This window comes from Sinorhizobium sojae CCBAU 05684, from assembly GCF_002288525.1.
GTDB lineage: Bacteria > Pseudomonadota > Alphaproteobacteria > Rhizobiales > Rhizobiaceae > Sinorhizobium > Sinorhizobium sojae.
The window spans coordinates 1,778,676-1,794,548 of the sequence record NZ_CP023067.1; the positions used below are offsets into that span (position 1 = coordinate 1,778,676).

Sequence of the window (15,873 nt, forward strand, 5' to 3'; positions counted from 1 at the left end):
GCGCAAAGCGAGATTAACTTCAACAGTTCTTTGAAAGAGTTATATGCATTGCATGGGCTCCAATTGCCCGTTCGACGATCGAGAATCCTAGCGCGGGAAAATCTAGTCCTGGAAACAAGGATTCACCTTGCCCAAGGAAAGTAGGCGAGATTGAAAGCTGTAGTTCGTCAACCAGACCGGCCTTTACATACTGGCGAACCGTTGAGACCCCGCCCCCGATTTTTACATTCTTTGCTCCAGCGGCCTTTTTCGCTCGTTCCAGGGCTTCGAATATTCCGGTGGTGACAAAATAGAACGTGGTGCCGCCTTCCATTTCGATCGGAGGGCGCGGGAAGTGTGTGAGGATGAAGGTCGGCGCGCGCCAGGGTGGATCGTCACCCCACCACCCCTTCCAGCTGTCATCACCCCATTCTCCCCGGTTCGGACCGAACATGTTCCTCCCCAGAACAAACGAACCGAATCCATCCATTGCCCTTTGCGCAACGCGCTCATCTACTTGTGCAGAAATGGCCGTCGCCCCAGTCATGGCCGGGTTTTGCTTGTTTTCGAAGAACCATTCATGCAGTTCGAGCCCCCTGATCCCGAGCGGGTCATGAAGGCTTTGTTGCGGACCGGCAGCAAACCCGTCTATCGAAACAGAAAGTCCCGAAACGATCACCTTGGGCATTGACAGCCTCTGCATTCATTTTGCAACCAGTTTTGGGTTACCAAAACTGGTGGCAAATCGCAATCGGAATTTCAGTTGCGTGTTGCCTCGCCGCGCGACACTCCCCAGGAAGCATCAAGGCTTCGCCAGTGCGGCTTCAGCCGCGCGGCAAACGGGACGTACTTTTTGATTAGGTTTCCGGTCCCCGGTCCCACACAGCGCGCCGCGTCTTTTCAAACGCGCAAAGGTGGGTGTAATTCTTCGAAACTGCGGATCGGCCGTCCGCCTGCGTCGCCAGCGCCTCGACGCGACCCCTAACGAGCTCAAAGCGAATGCCTTCGGAGGAGCCGCCTCGCTGCTGCAGGCGCCATGTCAGCCCAGGAGCCGAGCCAAAAACACCACGTAAAAGGCATAGGTGGCATTGGCCACGATCAGACAGAGGCAGGCGAAGGAGCCGAGGTCCTTGGCGTGCTTGCCCATTTCCGAGATTTCGGGCGAAACGCGGTCGACGATCTCCTCGATTGCCGTATTGATCGCCTCGAAGGCCATCATCAGCAGGAACAGGATCGCCATCGCGACGTATTGAAAGAGATTCGCACCGGCGATGACGAAAGCGACCATGGCAGCGGCAAAGGCGATGAGCTCGTGCCGGAAGGCCGCCTCGCCGATCAGCCGCTTCGCGCCGCCGAGCGAATAGCTGGCCGCGGCAAAGAGATGCCGGACGCCGGTGTGCTTGTGAACGCGGCCGGTCGGGCCGCTCTGGGGGGTGGTATTCTTGGCGTCCATTTCGTCTCGACGAGCTTCAAAACTCTGGGGTCAGAACCTTCCGATGAATGAATGCGAGGCGGCATTCTCCTGGTCGGTGCCGCTCCCGGATAGGCGAGAAGGCGCCTCGCATCAAGCCATCCGGGTGGCCAGCATAGCATGGCCGACAGCCGATCGACAGAAACGCCCGGATGTCAGCTCTTGTTGCTGACGCCGGCCTGCGCGAAGGTCGCCATGCCGCCATGGCAAGCCGCAGCCGCCTTGACGATGCCGGCGGCGAGTGCCGCGCCCGTGCCCTCGCCAAGCCGCATGCCGAGCGCGAGCAGCGGCGTCTTGCCGAGTTTCTCGATGGCGCGGATGTGCCCGGGTTCCGCCGACACATGGCCGATCAGGCAATGGTCGAGCGCCGACGGGTTGGCCGCCTTGAGGACGGCCGCCGCGGCCGTGGCGACATAGCCGTCGATGATCACCGGAACCTTCTGCATGCGCGCGGCGAGGATGGCGCCCGCCATGGCCGCGATCTCCCGTCCGCCGAGCCGGCGCAACAGTTCGAGCGGATCGGAGAGATGGTCGCGGTGGAGTGCCACAGCCCTCTCGACCGCCGCGACCTTGCGCTGCAGGATCTCTCCGTCCGAGCCGGTACCCGGTCCCACCCACTCCTCCGCACTGCCACCATAGAGGCCGAGATTGATGGCGGCGGCAATCGTCGTGTTGCCGATGCCCATCTCGCCGATGCAAAGCAGGTCCGTGCCGCCGGCGATCGCCTCCATGCCGAAGGCCATGGTCGCGGCGCAATCGCGCTCGGAAAGCGCCGCCTCTTCGGTGATGTCACCGGTCGGATATTCCAGCGCCAGGTCGAAGACCTTCAAACCGAGATCATGACTGATGCAGATCTGATTGATGGCCGCGCCGCCGGCAGCGAAATTCTCGACCATCTGCGCCGTCACGGATGACGGAAACGGCGTCACGCCCTGCCTTGTGACGCCGTGATTGCCGGCAAAGATCGCGACCAGCGGCCGATTGACGGCCGGGGAACGGCCCGTCCAGGCGGCGAGCCAGAAGGCGATTTCCTCGAGTCGACCAAGCGCGCCCGGCGGTTTCGTCAGCTGCGCATCCCGCTCGCGCGCCGCCACGAGCGCCGTCGTGTCCGGTCCCGGCAGGTTGCGCAACAATTCGCGGAAATCATCAAACGGCAGGCCGCTGGCACTCATGTGGAATCCTTGCATGTCCGAAGCTATGTCAGGCGCACCTCATAGAGGCTCCGGGCTTTTCCGGCAACGGCATTTGCGCCAGACGCCGTCGCCGGAGCATGATCCGGCAAAGGACGGGCGATTCGGCACGATCCGACGGGTCCCTGGGAGGGGCAATGACCAGACTTGGCGACCTTTGCGACGACTTGGCACGAGCATTGGCCTTCTTGAGCCGTGTGCCGATGCCGAACCGCCATTTCGTCGGGCACGACGGCCGGCTGGGCCGCGCTGTGAGAACCTTCCCGCTTGCCGGAATGCTGATCGCCCTCCCTGCTGCCCTTGTCGCAGCAGTGCTGGTATTGCTGCAGGCAAACGCCCTCTTTGCGGCGTTCCTCCTCGTCGGCGTTCAGGTGCTCGTCACCGGGGCGCTGCATGAGGACGGGCTTGGAGATACGGCCGATGGCCTCGGCGGCGGCCGCGATCGGGAAAGCGCATTGGCGATCATGAAGGACAGTCGGGTCGGCACCTATGGCGCGGTGGCGCTCATCCTCTCCTTCGGCCTTCGCGTCTCGGCGCTTGCCTCCTTCCTGCCGCTGCTGTCGCCCAGCGGGGCGGCGCTTGCGCTCCTCGGCACCGCCGCGCTCAGCCGCACGGCCATGGTCTGGCACTGGTCGCGCCTGCCGCCCGCGCGACGCGACGGCGTTGCCGCCTCGGCCGGCATTCCCGAAGCGCAGGCAACAGCAATGGCGCTCGGCTCCGGACCGGTTTTCGCTCTTCCGATGTATTTCGCAGCCGGCATTCCGTTCTTGGCGGTACTGCTTGCGCTTGCCGCTTTCGCCCTCGTCGTGCCCGCCTTCGGCAGGATCGTGGCGCGCAAGCTCGGCGGCCATACCGGCGACACGATCGGCGCCACCCAGCAATTGGCGGAGATCGTTCTTCTCGGCGCTCTTGCGCTGGCGATCTGAAACACTGATATAATTTCAAGGAAACGAAGGAGAGCAAGCCAAGGCCATGGAATCTCCCTGCATTCTCGTCTGCGCAATCGACGACAGAACCGGCTACTGCTTCGGCTGCGGACGCACGCGCGACGAAATCGGCTCCTGGACGCTCTATACCGACGCCGAGCGGCACGGCATCATGCAGACGCTCCCGGCGCGACTGGAAACCGTGGAGCGCAAGCCGCGGCGCGAAACGCGCCGCTCGCGGCTGGCGCGGGAACGAAACGGCGCATGAACCGTCTGACACTTCTGCTGGCCATCCTGGCCATCGGCCTCGCCCTCCTGATCTTCAATCACGATAGCGGCCAGACGCTTGGCATGAACAATGACGACTTCGGCCGGCTTGTTGCCTTGGCGGCTCTGGCGACGCTGCTCAGCGCCGCCGTGCTGCGCGGCCGGCAGCACTTCGGCGAGGCGATGCGCCTGATAGCCATCTGGATCCTCATCATCCTGGCGCTCGTCTCGGCCTATGTCTACCGCTTCGAGCTGCAGTCCTTCGGCGATCGGGTTCTGTCCGGCCTGATCCCCGGCCGGACCATGGTGGTCACGGACAGCGAGGACCAGGTTGAAGTCGTTCTCCAGAAGCGCATCGACGGCCATTTCCAGGCCGACACGACGGTCAACGGCGAACCCGTCAACATGATCGTCGACACCGGTGCAAGCAGCATCGCGCTCACCTACCGGGACGCCGAAAGGATCGGCCTCGATCCGGAAAATCTCGCCTATACGGTCACGGTGATGACGGCGAACGGACCTGCGCGTGCCGCCCCGGTGGTTCTGTCGGAAGTCGCGATCGGCCCGATCGTGCGAAGGAATGTCCGCGCCATGGTGGCGTCCGAGGGCAGGCTCGACCGCAGCCTGCTCGGCATGAGCTTCCTCTCCAGTCTCGACTTCCTGCAAATGCGAAGTGACGAGTTGCGGCTGAGGGACTGATGCCAACGGCTGTAGGGGTCACAATTAGCCGGTGCGGTGGTGACGGGTCGACCTCGCCAGGGCGCCCAAAGCATCGGCGTTGCGAACTCCACACTGATAGGCGTGGATCAGCCTTGCAGCGAGCGTTTCGGCTTCATCGCACTCGCGTGAGATCGTCCGCACCTGCAGTTCCACCTGGAAAATTTTATCGATCAGCTCGAGCTCACTGGGACCGATCGGATCGAACGTGAAATCTTGAGCGGCTATCATCCCATCTCCTTATGGGCCGCTACCGGGCTGGTAGCACGGTCACTCTACGCCGCTTCGGCAAAATGGCGAGTCTTTCAGGAGTTTCTCGCATCAAGCGTCAAATACCGTACGAACCGGCATCGTGATCATGGAAAGGCCGTCGATCAGGAGCTGCAACTGCAGCCCGGTTGCAAGGGATCGGCGGCGACCCGCAATCATGCTATTGTGAAACATCGCCTCGCGACCAGCCGCGGGCGATAGAGGAGCAACTGGTCCTCGCTCCAGAAGGGGCAAAACTGATGGCTCTGTCTTTCCCGAGCCCAACGCGCAATCAGCTGTTGGCAATGCTTCCCGCGGGCGACTACAGCCAGATCGCATCCGATCTCGAATATGTCGATCTGCCGCGCGGAACGCTTCTGGCAAAGGCGGGTGAACCCATCGATCATATCTACTATCTCACTTCCGGAATTGGCTCGCTTGTTGCCACCACGCCCGAGGGCAACAAGGCCGAGGCCGGCATCTTCGGCAGCGAAGGATATGTTCCGACCTCCGCTGCCACAGGCGTGGAGCTCAGCATGCATGATGTGATCATGCAAATTGGAGGGGATGCCTACAGGATGGATTTCGCATCGTTCCGCCGGGGAATAGAGCACAACAGGAACTTCAATCGTGTGATGATCCGGTCCATTGAGGCCTTCTCGATCCAGCTCACTTACACGGCGATCTCAAACGCGGTGCATGGAGTCGATGAGAGGCTCGCCCGCTGGATACTCATGTGCCACGACCGGGTGCCCGGCGACCAGATCCCGCTCACGCACGAATTCATCTCGCTGATGCTGGCGGTCCGCCGCCCGAGTGTCACGACATCATTGCACATTCTTGAGGGAAACGGCTTCATTCGCTCTTTGCGGGGGCAAATCATCATCCGGAACCGTCCGGCCCTCGAAGAATTCGCACGGGACGCCTACGGCAAGCCGGAAGCGGAATACCGGCGGCTCATGACCGGGCTCTTCTAAAGAGAAGATCGGCGCGTGATCCCGTGGCCCACCGCATTGGCAGCCCTCAACTCCTGAGCCTGTAGCCCGTCCGGAAGATCCAGGTCAGAACCGATAGGCAAAGCGCCAGGAACGTGAGAATGATCGCCGCGCTCGCGAGCGGGCTGACGTCGGAGACTTCGAAAAAGCTCCAGCGGAAGCCACTGATGAGGTAGAGCACCGGGTTCAAGTGGCTGACGGCCTGCCAGAAGGGCGGCAGCATGTCGATCGAGTAGAAGCTGCCGCCGAGAAAGACGAGCGGCGGCACGACCAGCATCGGGATGAGGTTCAACTGCTCGAAATCCTTCGCCCAGATGCCGATGATGAAGCCGAAGAGGCTGAAGGTTATCGCCGTCAGCACGAAGAAAAACAGCATGGCGAACGGATGGGCGATACTGAGGTCGACGAAGAGGGATGCAGTCGCAAGAATGATCGTGCCGATCATCAGCCCCTTGGTAGCCGCCGCTCCGACATAACCGAGCACGATTTCGATCATGGAGATCGGCGAGGACAGGACCTCGTAGATCGTGCCGGTGAATTTGGGGAAATAGATGCCGAAGGAACCGTTGCCGACGCATTGAGTGAGGAGCGTCAGCATCATCAGGCCGGGCGTGATGAAGGCCCCGTAGGAGACGCCGTCGATCTGCTGGATCCGTTCCCCGATCGCGGCACCGAAGACGATGAAATAGAGCGATGTGGAAATGACCGGCGACACCACGCTCTGCAGCAGCGTGCGGCGCGTTCGCGCCATCTCGAAGAAATAGATGGACTTGACCGCCTCGAAATTCATTGCCCCGCCTCCACGATCTCCACGAAAATATCCTCGAGCGAACTCTGGCGCGTCGAAATATCCCGGAGCCTGATGCCGGCCTCCGAAAGCGCCGCCAGCAAGGCGGTGATTCCGGTCCGCTCGGCGCTGGTGTCATAGTCGTAGATCAGGCACTGTCCATTTTCCCGGAGCGATAGACTGTAGGACGACAGCGTTTCGGGGACCTCGTCGATCGGCTGCGCGAGATCGACCCGCAATTGCTTGCGGCCGAGCTTCGTCATCAGCGCCGCCTTCTCTTCCACCAGCAGGATCTCGCCACCATTGATGACCGCGATGCGGTCGGCGATCTCCTCCGCCTCCTCGATGTAGTGCGTCGTCAGAATGATGGTCACGCCCGAGGCACGCAACCTTTCCACGACCTCCCACATGCTCTTGCGCAGGCTGACGTCGACGCCGGCGGTCGGCTCGTCTAGGAAGAGCACGCGCGGCTCGTGCGACAGCGCCTTGGCGATCAGCACGCGCCGCTTCATGCCGCCCGAGAGTTCGCGCAGCATGTTGTCCTTCTTGTCCCATAGCGACAGATCCTTCAGCACCTTTTCGATATGGACGGGATCGGGCTTCTTGCCGTGGAGCCCGCGCGAGAAGGAAACGGTGTTCCATACGGTCTCGAAGGCGTCCGTCGTCAATTCCTGCGGCACCAGCCCGATCATCGCCCGCGTCTGGCGGAAGTCGCGCACCACATCGAAGCCATTGACGGCCACCTTGCCTCCGCTTGGATTGACGATGCCGCAGATGATCGAGATCAGGGTCGTCTTGCCGGCACCGTTCGGTCCGAGCAAAGCCAGAATTTCACCCTCTTCAATGTCGAGGCTGACGCCTTTCAGCGCCTGAAAGCCGGAAGCATAGGTTTTCGAAAGGTTCGAAACGGAAACAATAGGCGCCATGAAACGGATCCGGAAACGGTGGGAGTGCCGCTTCTATATGGGCCGATTCACGCAGATTTTCAGCCCGTCCCGGGCAAATTTTGCGGTGACGCTCCGTCAACGTATCAGGCAGCGCCCGTGCCCTTCAGCAGAACGTAACCGGCAACGCACAATACCAGTACCGCGAAAAGGCGGTTGAGAACGCCCTTGCGCGACGACATCCGCCGGGCCGCCATGATGCCGGCAGCACCGCCGAGAACGCCGCCGCCGATGAATTCCGCGGCAACCGTCCAATTCACGAAGCCGGACGCGGCATAATTCAGCGCCGTCGCCAGGCCGAAGGCGCTGATCGCAAGAAGCGACGAGCCGATCGCATTGATCATCGGCATTCCGGTCGCGGCAATCAGCCCCGGCACGATCAGGAGACCGCCGCCTATGCCGAAGAAGCCGGAGAGCGCGCCCGTCGCCAGAGCCACGGCCGCCGTCAGCCAGCACATACGCGCATCGACCGGACGCGGCTCAGCCTTCGCCGCGCGCCGCGGCCACAGCATGGCGAGGCCGACAGCGACCATGACGAGACCGAAGAGGAAGAGCAGCTTTTCGCCGTCGACCGTCTTGGCCACGGAGGATGCGACAAGCGCGCCCACTGTGCCGACGAGAGCGAAAACAATGGCGCAGCGCCACCAAACGTGTCCGGCTCGCGCGTGACCGGCAAAGTTCGCCAGCGCGCTCGCCGAAACGGCAAGAGCGCTCGTGCCGATCGCCACATGCGTTCCGCCGACGCCGACCACGTAGATGAGGAGCGGCACGGCGAGGATCGAGCCCCCGCCCCCGAGCAGTCCCAGCGAAAACCCGACAAGCCCTCCGGAGGCGATGGCCGCCATCATACCCGCTGCCACGGCCGCGCTCCCTGCAGACGATCATGCGCTGCCATTCCGGCGAACATTGCTGCGACGAAGAGGACCGTCGCCGGAAGACCGAGCGACAGCGATGCCAATGCCGGCCCCGGGCAGAGCCCGACCATGCCCCAGCCGACGCCGAAGATCGCCGAGCCGACGATGAGTCGCCGGTCGATCACCCGCGTCTCCGGCAGGTAGAACCGATCATCGAGAAGCGGCCTTGGCATACGGCGCACCAGCGCCAGGCCGGCCGCCGATACGATCACGGCGCCCCCGAGCACGAAGGCGAGCGTCGGATCCCAGTCGCGGGTTATGTCGAGAAAGCCGCGCACGCGGGCCGGGTTCAGCATTCCCGAAATCGAAAGACCGAGACCGAAAATCACGCCCGAGGCGAGGGCCGCGGCAACGCGATAGACTGCGTTCCTGTTCATTGGAAAAACCCCATCAGGTAGACCGTTGCGACTGCCGTGGCCATGAAGGTGCCGACCGCCGCCATGGACCGGCGCGAAAGCCGGGCGAGACCGACGACGCCGTGGCCGCTGGTGCAGCCGGAGCCCATGCGCGATCCGTAGCCGACCAGCAACCCGCCCGCGACGACGATCGGCCAGGACGCCGCCAGTACGACCGGGGGCCACTCGCCGAGGACCAGGCGGTAGAGAACCGGCCCCAGGCTCAATCCGATGACAAAGGCGGTGCCGGTCGCCGTCTGCACACCCTGCAACAGACGTCCGGCAATGCCGCTGACGCCCGCAACCCGGCCGTTTGCCAGAACGAGAACCACGGCCGAGAGTCCGATCAACATTCCACCCAGCAATCCGCTGGCATAGGTCGCCATCATTTCCTGTCCTCACCGCAGAAGATGTCGTAGAGCGCCATCACCAGCCGCGCGGCCTTGTCGTCCGTCAGCCGGTAGAAGACATGCTTGGCGTCACGCCGCGTTGCCACGAAGCCGGCCTCGCGCAGCACCGTCAGTTGCTGCGAAAGCGTCGGCTGATGAATGCCGAGCATCTCTTCCAGTTGGCTGACCGAATACTCGCCTTCCACCAGCGTGCAGACGATCATCAGCCGATTGTGGTTGGCGAGCGTCTTCAGGAGCGTCGCCGCCTCGCCTGCCCGCTCGCCCATGTCCGGAGGGATATCCGGGATCTTCATCACACGTGCCATGCTTACTCCTTTCAGTCCCATGCCGCGCCCTGCAGCGCGTTGAGGGGAAACTTCAGATAGCGGGCACCGTTCGACTCCGGTTCCGGCAGGCGTCCGGCGCGTATATTCACCAGCAGCGCATGCAGGATCAGCTTAGGCATCGGCAGCGTCTTGTCGCGCGCCTCGCGCAATTCCACGAAGCCATCTTCGTTCATGCCGGCAAGATGCGGATTGGAGCGCTTCTCCTCGCCGACCGTGCTCTCCCAGCGCGCCTCGCGGCCGTCCGGCTGATAATCATGCCCGGTGAAGAGGCGGGTTTCCTCCGGCAGGGCAAGGATCCTGCTGATCGAGCGCCACAATTGCCGCGCATCGCCACCGGGAAAATCCGCACGCGCCGTGCCGCTGTCCGGCATGAAAATCGTGTCGTGCACGAAGGCGGCATCGCCGATCACATAAGTGATCGAGGCGAGCGTGTGACCCGGCGAATAGATGACGTACCCACCGATCGAGCCGACCGAAAAGCGCTCCCCGTCGGCGAAGAGGTGGTCCCATTGCGACCCGTCCGTTTCGAGTTCGGGCAAATTATAGATGCCCTTCCAAAGCCTCTGAACACGCACCACCTCCGAACCGATCCCGGTCGGCGCACCGGTCTTTTCCTTCAGATAGGCGGCGGCCGAGAGGTGGTCGGCATGGGGATGGGTATCGAGGATCCATTCGACCGTCAGCCCCTTTGCGGCCACGTAGTCGAGGATCCGGTCCGCCTGCACCGTCGCGGTCGCGCCCGACTTCTCGTCGAAGTCGAGCACCGGGTCGATGATGACGCAGCGCTTGGTCAGCGGATCCGAAACCACATATTGGATGCTGCCCGTACGCTCCTCGTAAAAGCCTTTGACATCCGGCCTCGAAGTCGTTGCTGCAGGCATTGGTGCCTCCGTTTACGTTATCAATATACAATTAAATATATTGTATATTGATTGCCTGAACAAGTCCGTTGCGGGGCTGCGGCAATTTGACCGCCGCGCCTGTAACGGAGCGCTGAAAGCAAGAATTATCGCACGGCCGCTGGCCCACCCGCGATCAAAATTGGTGTTGCAGCGGCGCGCAGGCAAAGCCGCATTGAGCCTATGATTCGTGCCTTGCGAGAATCGGGGCCGGCTTTCGGCACCGTGCGCTAAGCAGGCATTCGCGGGTTTCCCCACGAATGCCTGCTTAGATTCCTTTGTTTTGCCGCAGGTTCTGATCGCAAAACCGTGACACACTTTTGCGGAACCTGCTCAGCCATAGAGGCTATAGAAGAACCGGAACGCGATCAGCGTCATGAAGATGCCGAAGCCGGCCTCGAGTTGGCGCCGGCCCATGGCATGGGCGAGTGCCACCCCAACCGGCGCGACCAGGAGCGTGATCGGGATGATCAGCCCCACGGCAATCCAATTGATGAAACCCGTCGAAAGCGGCGGCAGACCCGCCTCGCCCCAACCGGCCCAGACATAGCCGAACAGGCCCGGGATCGAGATCAGTACGCCGACCCCGGAAGAAGTCGCGACCGCCTGGTGGATCGGCCGGCTGTAGAGGGTCATGAAGGTGTTGTTCAGCACCCCGCCGCCGACCCCCATAAGGCCGGAGAGAACACCGATCGCCACGCCGACCAGCCATTTGACCGGATTATTCGGAAGATCCGCGCCGATGCGCCAGCTTGCCCGGTTGAAGATCATCCGGAAGGCGATGGCAAGGGCGATCACCGCAAAGATCAGCCGCAGCGTTTCGCTGCTGACATAGGCTGCTATCACGGTGGCGAGAATGGCGCCGAGTGGCACGGCGACGAGCCAGTTGCGCAAGAGATCGATGTCGACGACCCCGCGCCGGTAGTGCGACAGGAAGGAACGCACCGATGTCGGCACGATAATCGCGAGCGACGTGCCGACGGACAGATGCATCCTCACTGCATCGTCGACGCCGAGAAGGCCGAAGACCTGATAGAAGACCGGCACCAGGATCGCGCCGCCGCCGATGCCGAACAGGCCGGCCAATACACCCGCAACCACGCCGGCCGCAGCCAGCGCCAGCGCGAACATCATCAGTTCCGTAATCGGCGGCATGAAATATCCCAGGGCGCTGAAGCGGGCAACGGACGTGGCCCGTTTTGAAACGCCACCACTGTCATGAAACGGTGATGCTTTTCAATCACTTTGGAGCCGCTGGAGCGACCTCGCTCCCGTGATTTGCACCGGAGCCTTCCCCTGTAACAAGCTCCGGGCCTTTCGGCCCGCGCACCCCGCCGGCCTTTTTTTGTCCGCTCAAAAGCGCGTCGCGGTCAAGCTACTCGACGTACTCGTGCAACCCGCTTCATGTCCTTGTATTGATGCGTATCGTTCCCAAAGACGGCTGCACAGGTGCACTAATCGCAATGCCGGTAACCGGATTTGCGCGTCCTCAAGTCGAAGTGGAAGTGATCCTTGTGGTGCCGATCGCTACCCGGGCCGAGCACGGTGTTGAAATATTTGCAGCTATCGGCGCGCACGGCCTTCAGGAGCCCACGCTCGCGGAAGGCGAAGAGGCCTTTCTTGCGCACATCGATCTTCTTGCCGTTCTTCAGCACGAACTTGCCGACGTCGATCGCATTGCCGCGGGCATGCTCGGACATCGGATTGCCCCGGCGCGAGTTCATCGTGCGGCAGGAATAGCCGCCGAGCGGCCGGATCGTCTTGACCCCCGACCAGTAGCGATAGCGCGAGGACGGCGCGAGCTCATATTTCACCCACTTCGCAAAAGCCGCCGTAACCTGGCAGTTTAGCTTCACCGCCGGCTTCACATCGATGTTGCCGGAAAGGCCGCTGAGCTCGACCGGATAGTCAATGCCGCAGGACGGTCCGTCATGGATGCGCGGGAGGTCGCGGTAGACGACGCCGAGCTTTTTCAACTGCTGCCGGCAGGCAATTTCCGAGGCCGGCATCCGACCAGTATAGTCCGGCGCCGCCAGCGGATTACGGGCGCGCGGCAGGAAGGCGACCTGCTGCTCCTCGATGCGCCGCGGCCCCCGCTGCTTTACGGGGGAACGCGTCGTCTCGACGGAACCGGTCGAGCTCCGCGCCGGCGCCAGCGGCGGCAGGTCGGGGTCGTAGCCAAGGTCCGCCTGTTGCGGGGCCGGCGGTGCCGCCGGTCCGCCGAGCTGGCGCACAGTATCCCCGCCGATTCCGCCCACCACCGGCTGCGCCGTGGCGGCCTCGGCGATCTGGTCGGATTGCTCCTCGGCAAGCCCGACCACCGGCTCGACGCCGAGCATCGCATCCATATTCACGCCTTCAGGCGGAATGCTCATCGGACCGGCGCTCGCCGTCATCGTTGCCGCAGGCTCGCTGTCGATCATCGGCAGCGCCCCAGGCCCAGCCGGATCGACCGGCAATCCGGCATCCGACGCCTCGCTGAAGCTCGGCACCGGCGCCGCCGGATAGGCAGCGGTCAGTTCCTGCTCCGGATTGGGCAGCACACGGCTCGGCCTGATGGCGCCGACCCTGGAATCCGAATCGATCCTCGCCGGCGGCGAAAGAATGTCGGTCGTGCAGGCGACAAGGGAAGCGGAGAGAAGCAGCGCCGTGAAGGGCCGGTGGAGAAGAGAAACATACGCCATACCCATTGCCGCCTTCGTCCGTGGCGAGGCTCTGCGCTCCGCCGATGCGCCCCACGGCCCGAAGGTGAACGCCGGCTATGTCGCCATGCGGGCACGCGGCCGGAAAACTGTCTTTCCGGCCGACTTTATGCGAACAGGGTAAACGAAGCCTTGCGCCCCCACCCGCCGGTTGCGCTATCCTGCCCGTCTTAAGCGACGTCCCTTGGATCACGATGATTTCAGGTGGGATCGACCTAAATCATAAGCGGGTCCAACTCCAAGAAGTTGGCGCGGGATGCGGGCGGAAGAGCGAGCACACTTTTCCTTATCCCGCGCTAGCGGCATTCGCCGGGATAGAGGATCCGGAACCCGTCCACCCGAGCCATGCAGGCATTGGCGAAGGTCTCGATCCGCCTTCCCCGCACGGCGCAGACCGGCGCGTATTCGCGGGTGCATATCCGCGGCGTCACCGGACGGAAATCCACGCGGCACGCGCCGCGATGCACGACACGGAAGCCGTCGACACGCGCGTGGCAGGCATTGGGGAAGGTGCGCAGCAGATCGCCGCGCTGGCCGCAAACCGGGGCATATTCCATCGTGCAAACCTGCGGCAGCGGCCTTGGCCCGGGACGCGGCTCCTCCACCACCACCGTGCAGGCGGAAAGAAGCCCGAGCGACAGCAGAATGGCGGCACCGCGCGGCGACGCGAGAAGTTCAAAGGTCGACATCGTATCCTCCTCGGCGGGGCGAGAGACCGAATTCGTCCTCGGCCCGGTTGCCCTTGGCATCCTGTCAAAACTTTTGGATGCAATCCAGCCGAACACGGAACGCGGCAACCGGTTCCCTGCGAATTCGGCTCCAACGAAAAGCCCGCGTTCTTTCGAACGCGGGCCGGATTTTCGAACGTGCCAGCAGCGTTTGTCAGGCGGCCTTGACGTAGCCCGTCTGTCGCGGCTGCTCCTGCAGCTGGAATTTCTGCAGAAGAGACTTCAGCTCGCGGCTTTCCTGCGCCAGCATCTGACTTGCGGCGGTCGTCTCCTCGACCATAGCCGCATTCTGCTGCGTCATCTGGTCCATGCTGTTGACGGACGTGTTGACCTCCTGGAGGCCGGTCGCCTGTTCCCGGGCGGCCGTGGCGATCGAGGCGACCTGCTCGTTCACGCGGTTGACGAGCGTTTCGATCTCCATCAGCGCGTCGCCGGTCGAGCGGACGAGTTCCACGCCGGCACCGACCTCGTGGACCGAGGCGTTGATCAGTTCCTTGATCTCCTTGGCGGCACCGGCCGAGCGCTGGGCGAGTTCGCGCACTTCCTGGGCGACGACCGCAAAGCCGCGCCCTGCCTCGCCGGCCCGCGCTGCCTCCACGCCCGCATTAAGGGCGAGCAGGTTCGTCTGGAAGGCGATCTCGTCGATGACGCCGATGATCTGGCTGATGCGGCTGGAAGAGCTCTCGATCCGCCCCATGGCATCGACGGCATTGCGCACGATCCCGCCGGATTTCGCCGCGCTCGCCTTGGTCTCGTTGACCATGTCGCGAGCCTCGTTCGCCCGGTCGGACGCGTGGCGAACGGTCGAGGTGATCTCGTCGAGCGCGGCCGCGGTTTCCTCCAGGGCGGCGGCCTGCTGCTCCGTGCGGCGGGCCAGGTTGTTCGCCGCCTCGGAAATGTCGCCGGCGCTGCCGTAAACCACTTCGGTCGAATGCGAGATGGCGCGGACGACGTCGCGCAGCGCAGAGACGGCCGCGTTGAAGTCGTCCTTCAGCTTACCGTATTCCGGCGCGATGCGCGCGACCTCGGCGGTGAGGTCGCCGGCAGCTAGCCGCTCCAGCGCCGCGCCGATCGTGTCCATCGCTTCGGCCTGCGCCGCGGCCGTCGAGCGCTGGCGCTCCTCGTTGCCGCGCCGTTCGGCGTCCAGCCGGTCCTGCTGCTCCGCTTCACGCGAGCGCAGATCCAGCCGCTCCCGGACCGAATCACGGAGGACGACGAGCACCTTCGCCATCTGCCCGATCTCGTCGCCGCGGTCGGTTTCCGGAACTTCGGCGGAAACGTCCTCGTCGGCGATCGCCCGCATCGAAGTCATCAGCCGGCCGACCGGACGCACGACGCTGCGCACGATTGCAAGAGCTGCGGCGATCGTCACCAGTCCGGCCGCGGCGAGAAGCGCGACCACCTCCAGGGCTCCGTTGCGGAACACCACCGCGAGGTCGTCGGCATAGACACCGGTGCCGACCACCCAGCCCCACGGCTTGAAGCCGGCCACATGCGAATATTTCAGCACCGGCTCATCGGCGCCCGGTTTCGGCCAGTGGTAATCGACGAAGCCCTTGCCCTGGGCTTGGACGGTCTTGACGAATTCGACGAACAGGAATTTCCCGTGCGGATCCTTGTTCTGGGAGAGGTCCTTGCCATCCAGTTCCGGCTTGATCGGATGCATCACCATCGTCGGATGCATGTCGTTGACCCAGAAATAGCCGCTGTCCTGGTAGCGCATCGCCTTGATGGCTTCGAGCGCCCGCTGCTGTGCTTCCTCGCGCGACATCGTCCCCGCGACCTCGAGCTTGTGATAGGACTCGAAAATCGCGATCGCATTGTCGTTCATCGCCGCGAGCATCGCCTTGCGCTCGGCTACCAGCTGCTTGTCAGCCTCGAACAGGCCGAACACCAGAGCGGCCGCCATGGCGAGCAGCGCAACGGCCACCAGCGCATAGAGACGCGCGGCAATCGAAAATCTCTTCATTAGTG

Annotated in this window: 18 protein-coding genes and 1 pseudogene; 4 read left to right on the forward strand and 15 right to left on the reverse strand. The window is 63.2% G+C overall.

Annotation, left to right across the window (positions count from 1 at the left end; all coding sequences use genetic code 11):
• Positions 1-19 precede the first annotated feature (19 nt).
• The 3 genes from SJ05684_RS08715 to cobT all read right to left on the reverse strand — a co-directional run bounded on the left by SJ05684_RS08715 (position 20) and on the right by cobT (position 2,622).
• Positions 20-667, reverse strand: coding sequence for a dihydrofolate reductase family protein (locus SJ05684_RS08715; RefSeq protein WP_034858382.1), 648 nt, complete (start codon positions 665-667; stop codon positions 20-22).
• Between the two features lie 351 nt (positions 668-1,018).
• On the reverse strand, positions 1,019-1,432 hold the full coding sequence (locus SJ05684_RS08720) for a diacylglycerol kinase (protein ID WP_034858343.1): 414 nt from the start codon (positions 1,430-1,432) through the stop codon (positions 1,019-1,021).
• A 173-nt stretch (positions 1,433-1,605) separates the two neighbouring features.
• Positions 1,606-2,622, reverse strand: a complete 1,017-nt coding sequence (gene cobT / locus SJ05684_RS08725) for a nicotinate-nucleotide--dimethylbenzimidazole phosphoribosyltransferase (protein ID WP_034858345.1) — start codon at positions 2,620-2,622, stop codon at positions 1,606-1,608.
• A 155-nt stretch (positions 2,623-2,777) separates the two neighbouring features.
• Between cobT and SJ05684_RS08730 the strand changes: the two genes are divergently transcribed.
• From SJ05684_RS08730 to SJ05684_RS08740, 3 genes are read left to right on the forward strand one after another with little or no spacing between them, the layout of a single operon-like run.
• Positions 2,778-3,566 carry an adenosylcobinamide-GDP ribazoletransferase gene (locus SJ05684_RS08730; RefSeq protein ID WP_034858346.1) on the forward strand — a complete coding sequence of 263 codons (789 nt, stop codon included), beginning with the start codon at positions 2,778-2,780 and terminating at the stop codon, positions 3,564-3,566.
• Positions 3,567-3,612: 46 nt separating this feature from the next.
• Positions 3,613-3,834 (forward strand): DUF1289 domain-containing protein, encoded by a 222-nt coding sequence (locus SJ05684_RS08735; protein WP_034858349.1) that lies wholly within the window; start codon positions 3,613-3,615, stop codon positions 3,832-3,834.
• Positions 3,831-4,532 (forward strand): retropepsin-like aspartic protease family protein, encoded by a 702-nt coding sequence (locus tag SJ05684_RS08740; protein WP_034858350.1) that lies wholly within the window; start codon positions 3,831-3,833, stop codon positions 4,530-4,532. Before SJ05684_RS08735 ends, SJ05684_RS08740 begins: the two co-directional genes overlap by 4 nt.
• A gap of 24 nt (positions 4,533-4,556) precedes the next feature.
• On the opposite strand, the gene SJ05684_RS08745 is transcribed toward SJ05684_RS08740, so the two are convergent.
• Positions 4,557-4,781, reverse strand: coding sequence for a hypothetical protein (locus tag SJ05684_RS08745; RefSeq protein WP_034858351.1), 225 nt, complete (start codon positions 4,779-4,781; stop codon positions 4,557-4,559).
• Positions 4,782-5,059: 278 nt separating this feature from the next.
• Between SJ05684_RS08745 and SJ05684_RS08750 the strand changes: the two genes are divergently transcribed.
• Positions 5,060-5,776 (forward strand): Crp/Fnr family transcriptional regulator, encoded by a 717-nt coding sequence (locus tag SJ05684_RS08750; RefSeq protein ID WP_034858353.1) that lies wholly within the window; start codon positions 5,060-5,062, stop codon positions 5,774-5,776.
• A gap of 46 nt (positions 5,777-5,822) precedes the next feature.
• On the opposite strand, the gene SJ05684_RS08755 is transcribed toward SJ05684_RS08750, so the two are convergent.
• From SJ05684_RS08755 to SJ05684_RS08805, 11 genes and pseudogenes are all read right to left on the reverse strand, one after another.
• Positions 5,823-6,584, reverse strand: a complete 762-nt coding sequence (locus tag SJ05684_RS08755) for an ABC transporter permease (protein WP_034858356.1) — start codon at positions 6,582-6,584, stop codon at positions 5,823-5,825.
• Positions 6,581-7,507 carry an ABC transporter ATP-binding protein gene (locus SJ05684_RS08760; RefSeq protein WP_034858357.1) on the reverse strand — a complete coding sequence of 309 codons (927 nt, stop codon included), beginning with the start codon at positions 7,505-7,507 and terminating at the stop codon, positions 6,581-6,583. Before SJ05684_RS08760 ends, SJ05684_RS08755 begins: the two co-directional genes overlap by 4 nt.
• A gap of 104 nt (positions 7,508-7,611) precedes the next feature.
• Entirely contained in the window at positions 7,612-8,385 is a 774-nt protein-coding gene (locus tag SJ05684_RS08765) for a sulfite exporter TauE/SafE family protein (protein WP_244426713.1), read from the reverse strand.
• Entirely contained in the window at positions 8,370-8,816 is a 447-nt protein-coding gene (locus SJ05684_RS08770; protein WP_034858359.1) for a YeeE/YedE family protein, read from the reverse strand. Before SJ05684_RS08770 ends, SJ05684_RS08765 begins: the two co-directional genes overlap by 16 nt.
• Complete coding sequence (locus SJ05684_RS08775) at positions 8,813-9,220, reverse strand: YeeE/YedE family protein (RefSeq protein ID WP_034858383.1); 408 nt, start codon at positions 9,218-9,220, stop codon at positions 8,813-8,815. The genes SJ05684_RS08770 and SJ05684_RS08775 overlap by 4 nt, the downstream gene beginning before the upstream one ends.
• Positions 9,220-9,549, reverse strand: a complete 330-nt coding sequence (gene bigR, locus SJ05684_RS08780) for a sulfite-sensing transcriptional repressor BigR (RefSeq protein ID WP_034858361.1) — start codon at positions 9,547-9,549, stop codon at positions 9,220-9,222. The genes SJ05684_RS08775 and bigR overlap by 1 nt, the downstream gene beginning before the upstream one ends.
• 11 nt (positions 9,550-9,560) lie before the next feature.
• Positions 9,561-10,451, reverse strand: a complete 891-nt coding sequence (locus SJ05684_RS08785) for an MBL fold metallo-hydrolase (protein WP_034858363.1) — start codon at positions 10,449-10,451, stop codon at positions 9,561-9,563.
• A gap of 351 nt (positions 10,452-10,802) precedes the next feature.
• Entirely contained in the window at positions 10,803-11,624 is an 822-nt protein-coding gene (locus SJ05684_RS08790) for a sulfite exporter TauE/SafE family protein (protein ID WP_034858365.1), read from the reverse strand.
• A gap of 299 nt (positions 11,625-11,923) precedes the next feature.
• Complete coding sequence (locus SJ05684_RS08795) at positions 11,924-13,153, reverse strand: extensin-like domain-containing protein (RefSeq protein ID WP_034858366.1); 1,230 nt, start codon at positions 13,151-13,153, stop codon at positions 11,924-11,926.
• 317 nt (positions 13,154-13,470) lie between these two features.
• Positions 13,471-13,860 (reverse strand): annotated as a pseudogene (locus SJ05684_RS08800) (Kazal-type serine protease inhibitor domain-containing protein); the annotation flags it as partial.
• Between the two features lie 193 nt (positions 13,861-14,053).
• Positions 14,054-15,868, reverse strand: a complete 1,815-nt coding sequence (locus SJ05684_RS08805) for a methyl-accepting chemotaxis protein (RefSeq protein ID WP_034858371.1) — start codon at positions 15,866-15,868, stop codon at positions 14,054-14,056.
• Between the last annotated feature and the right edge of the window lie 5 nt (positions 15,869-15,873).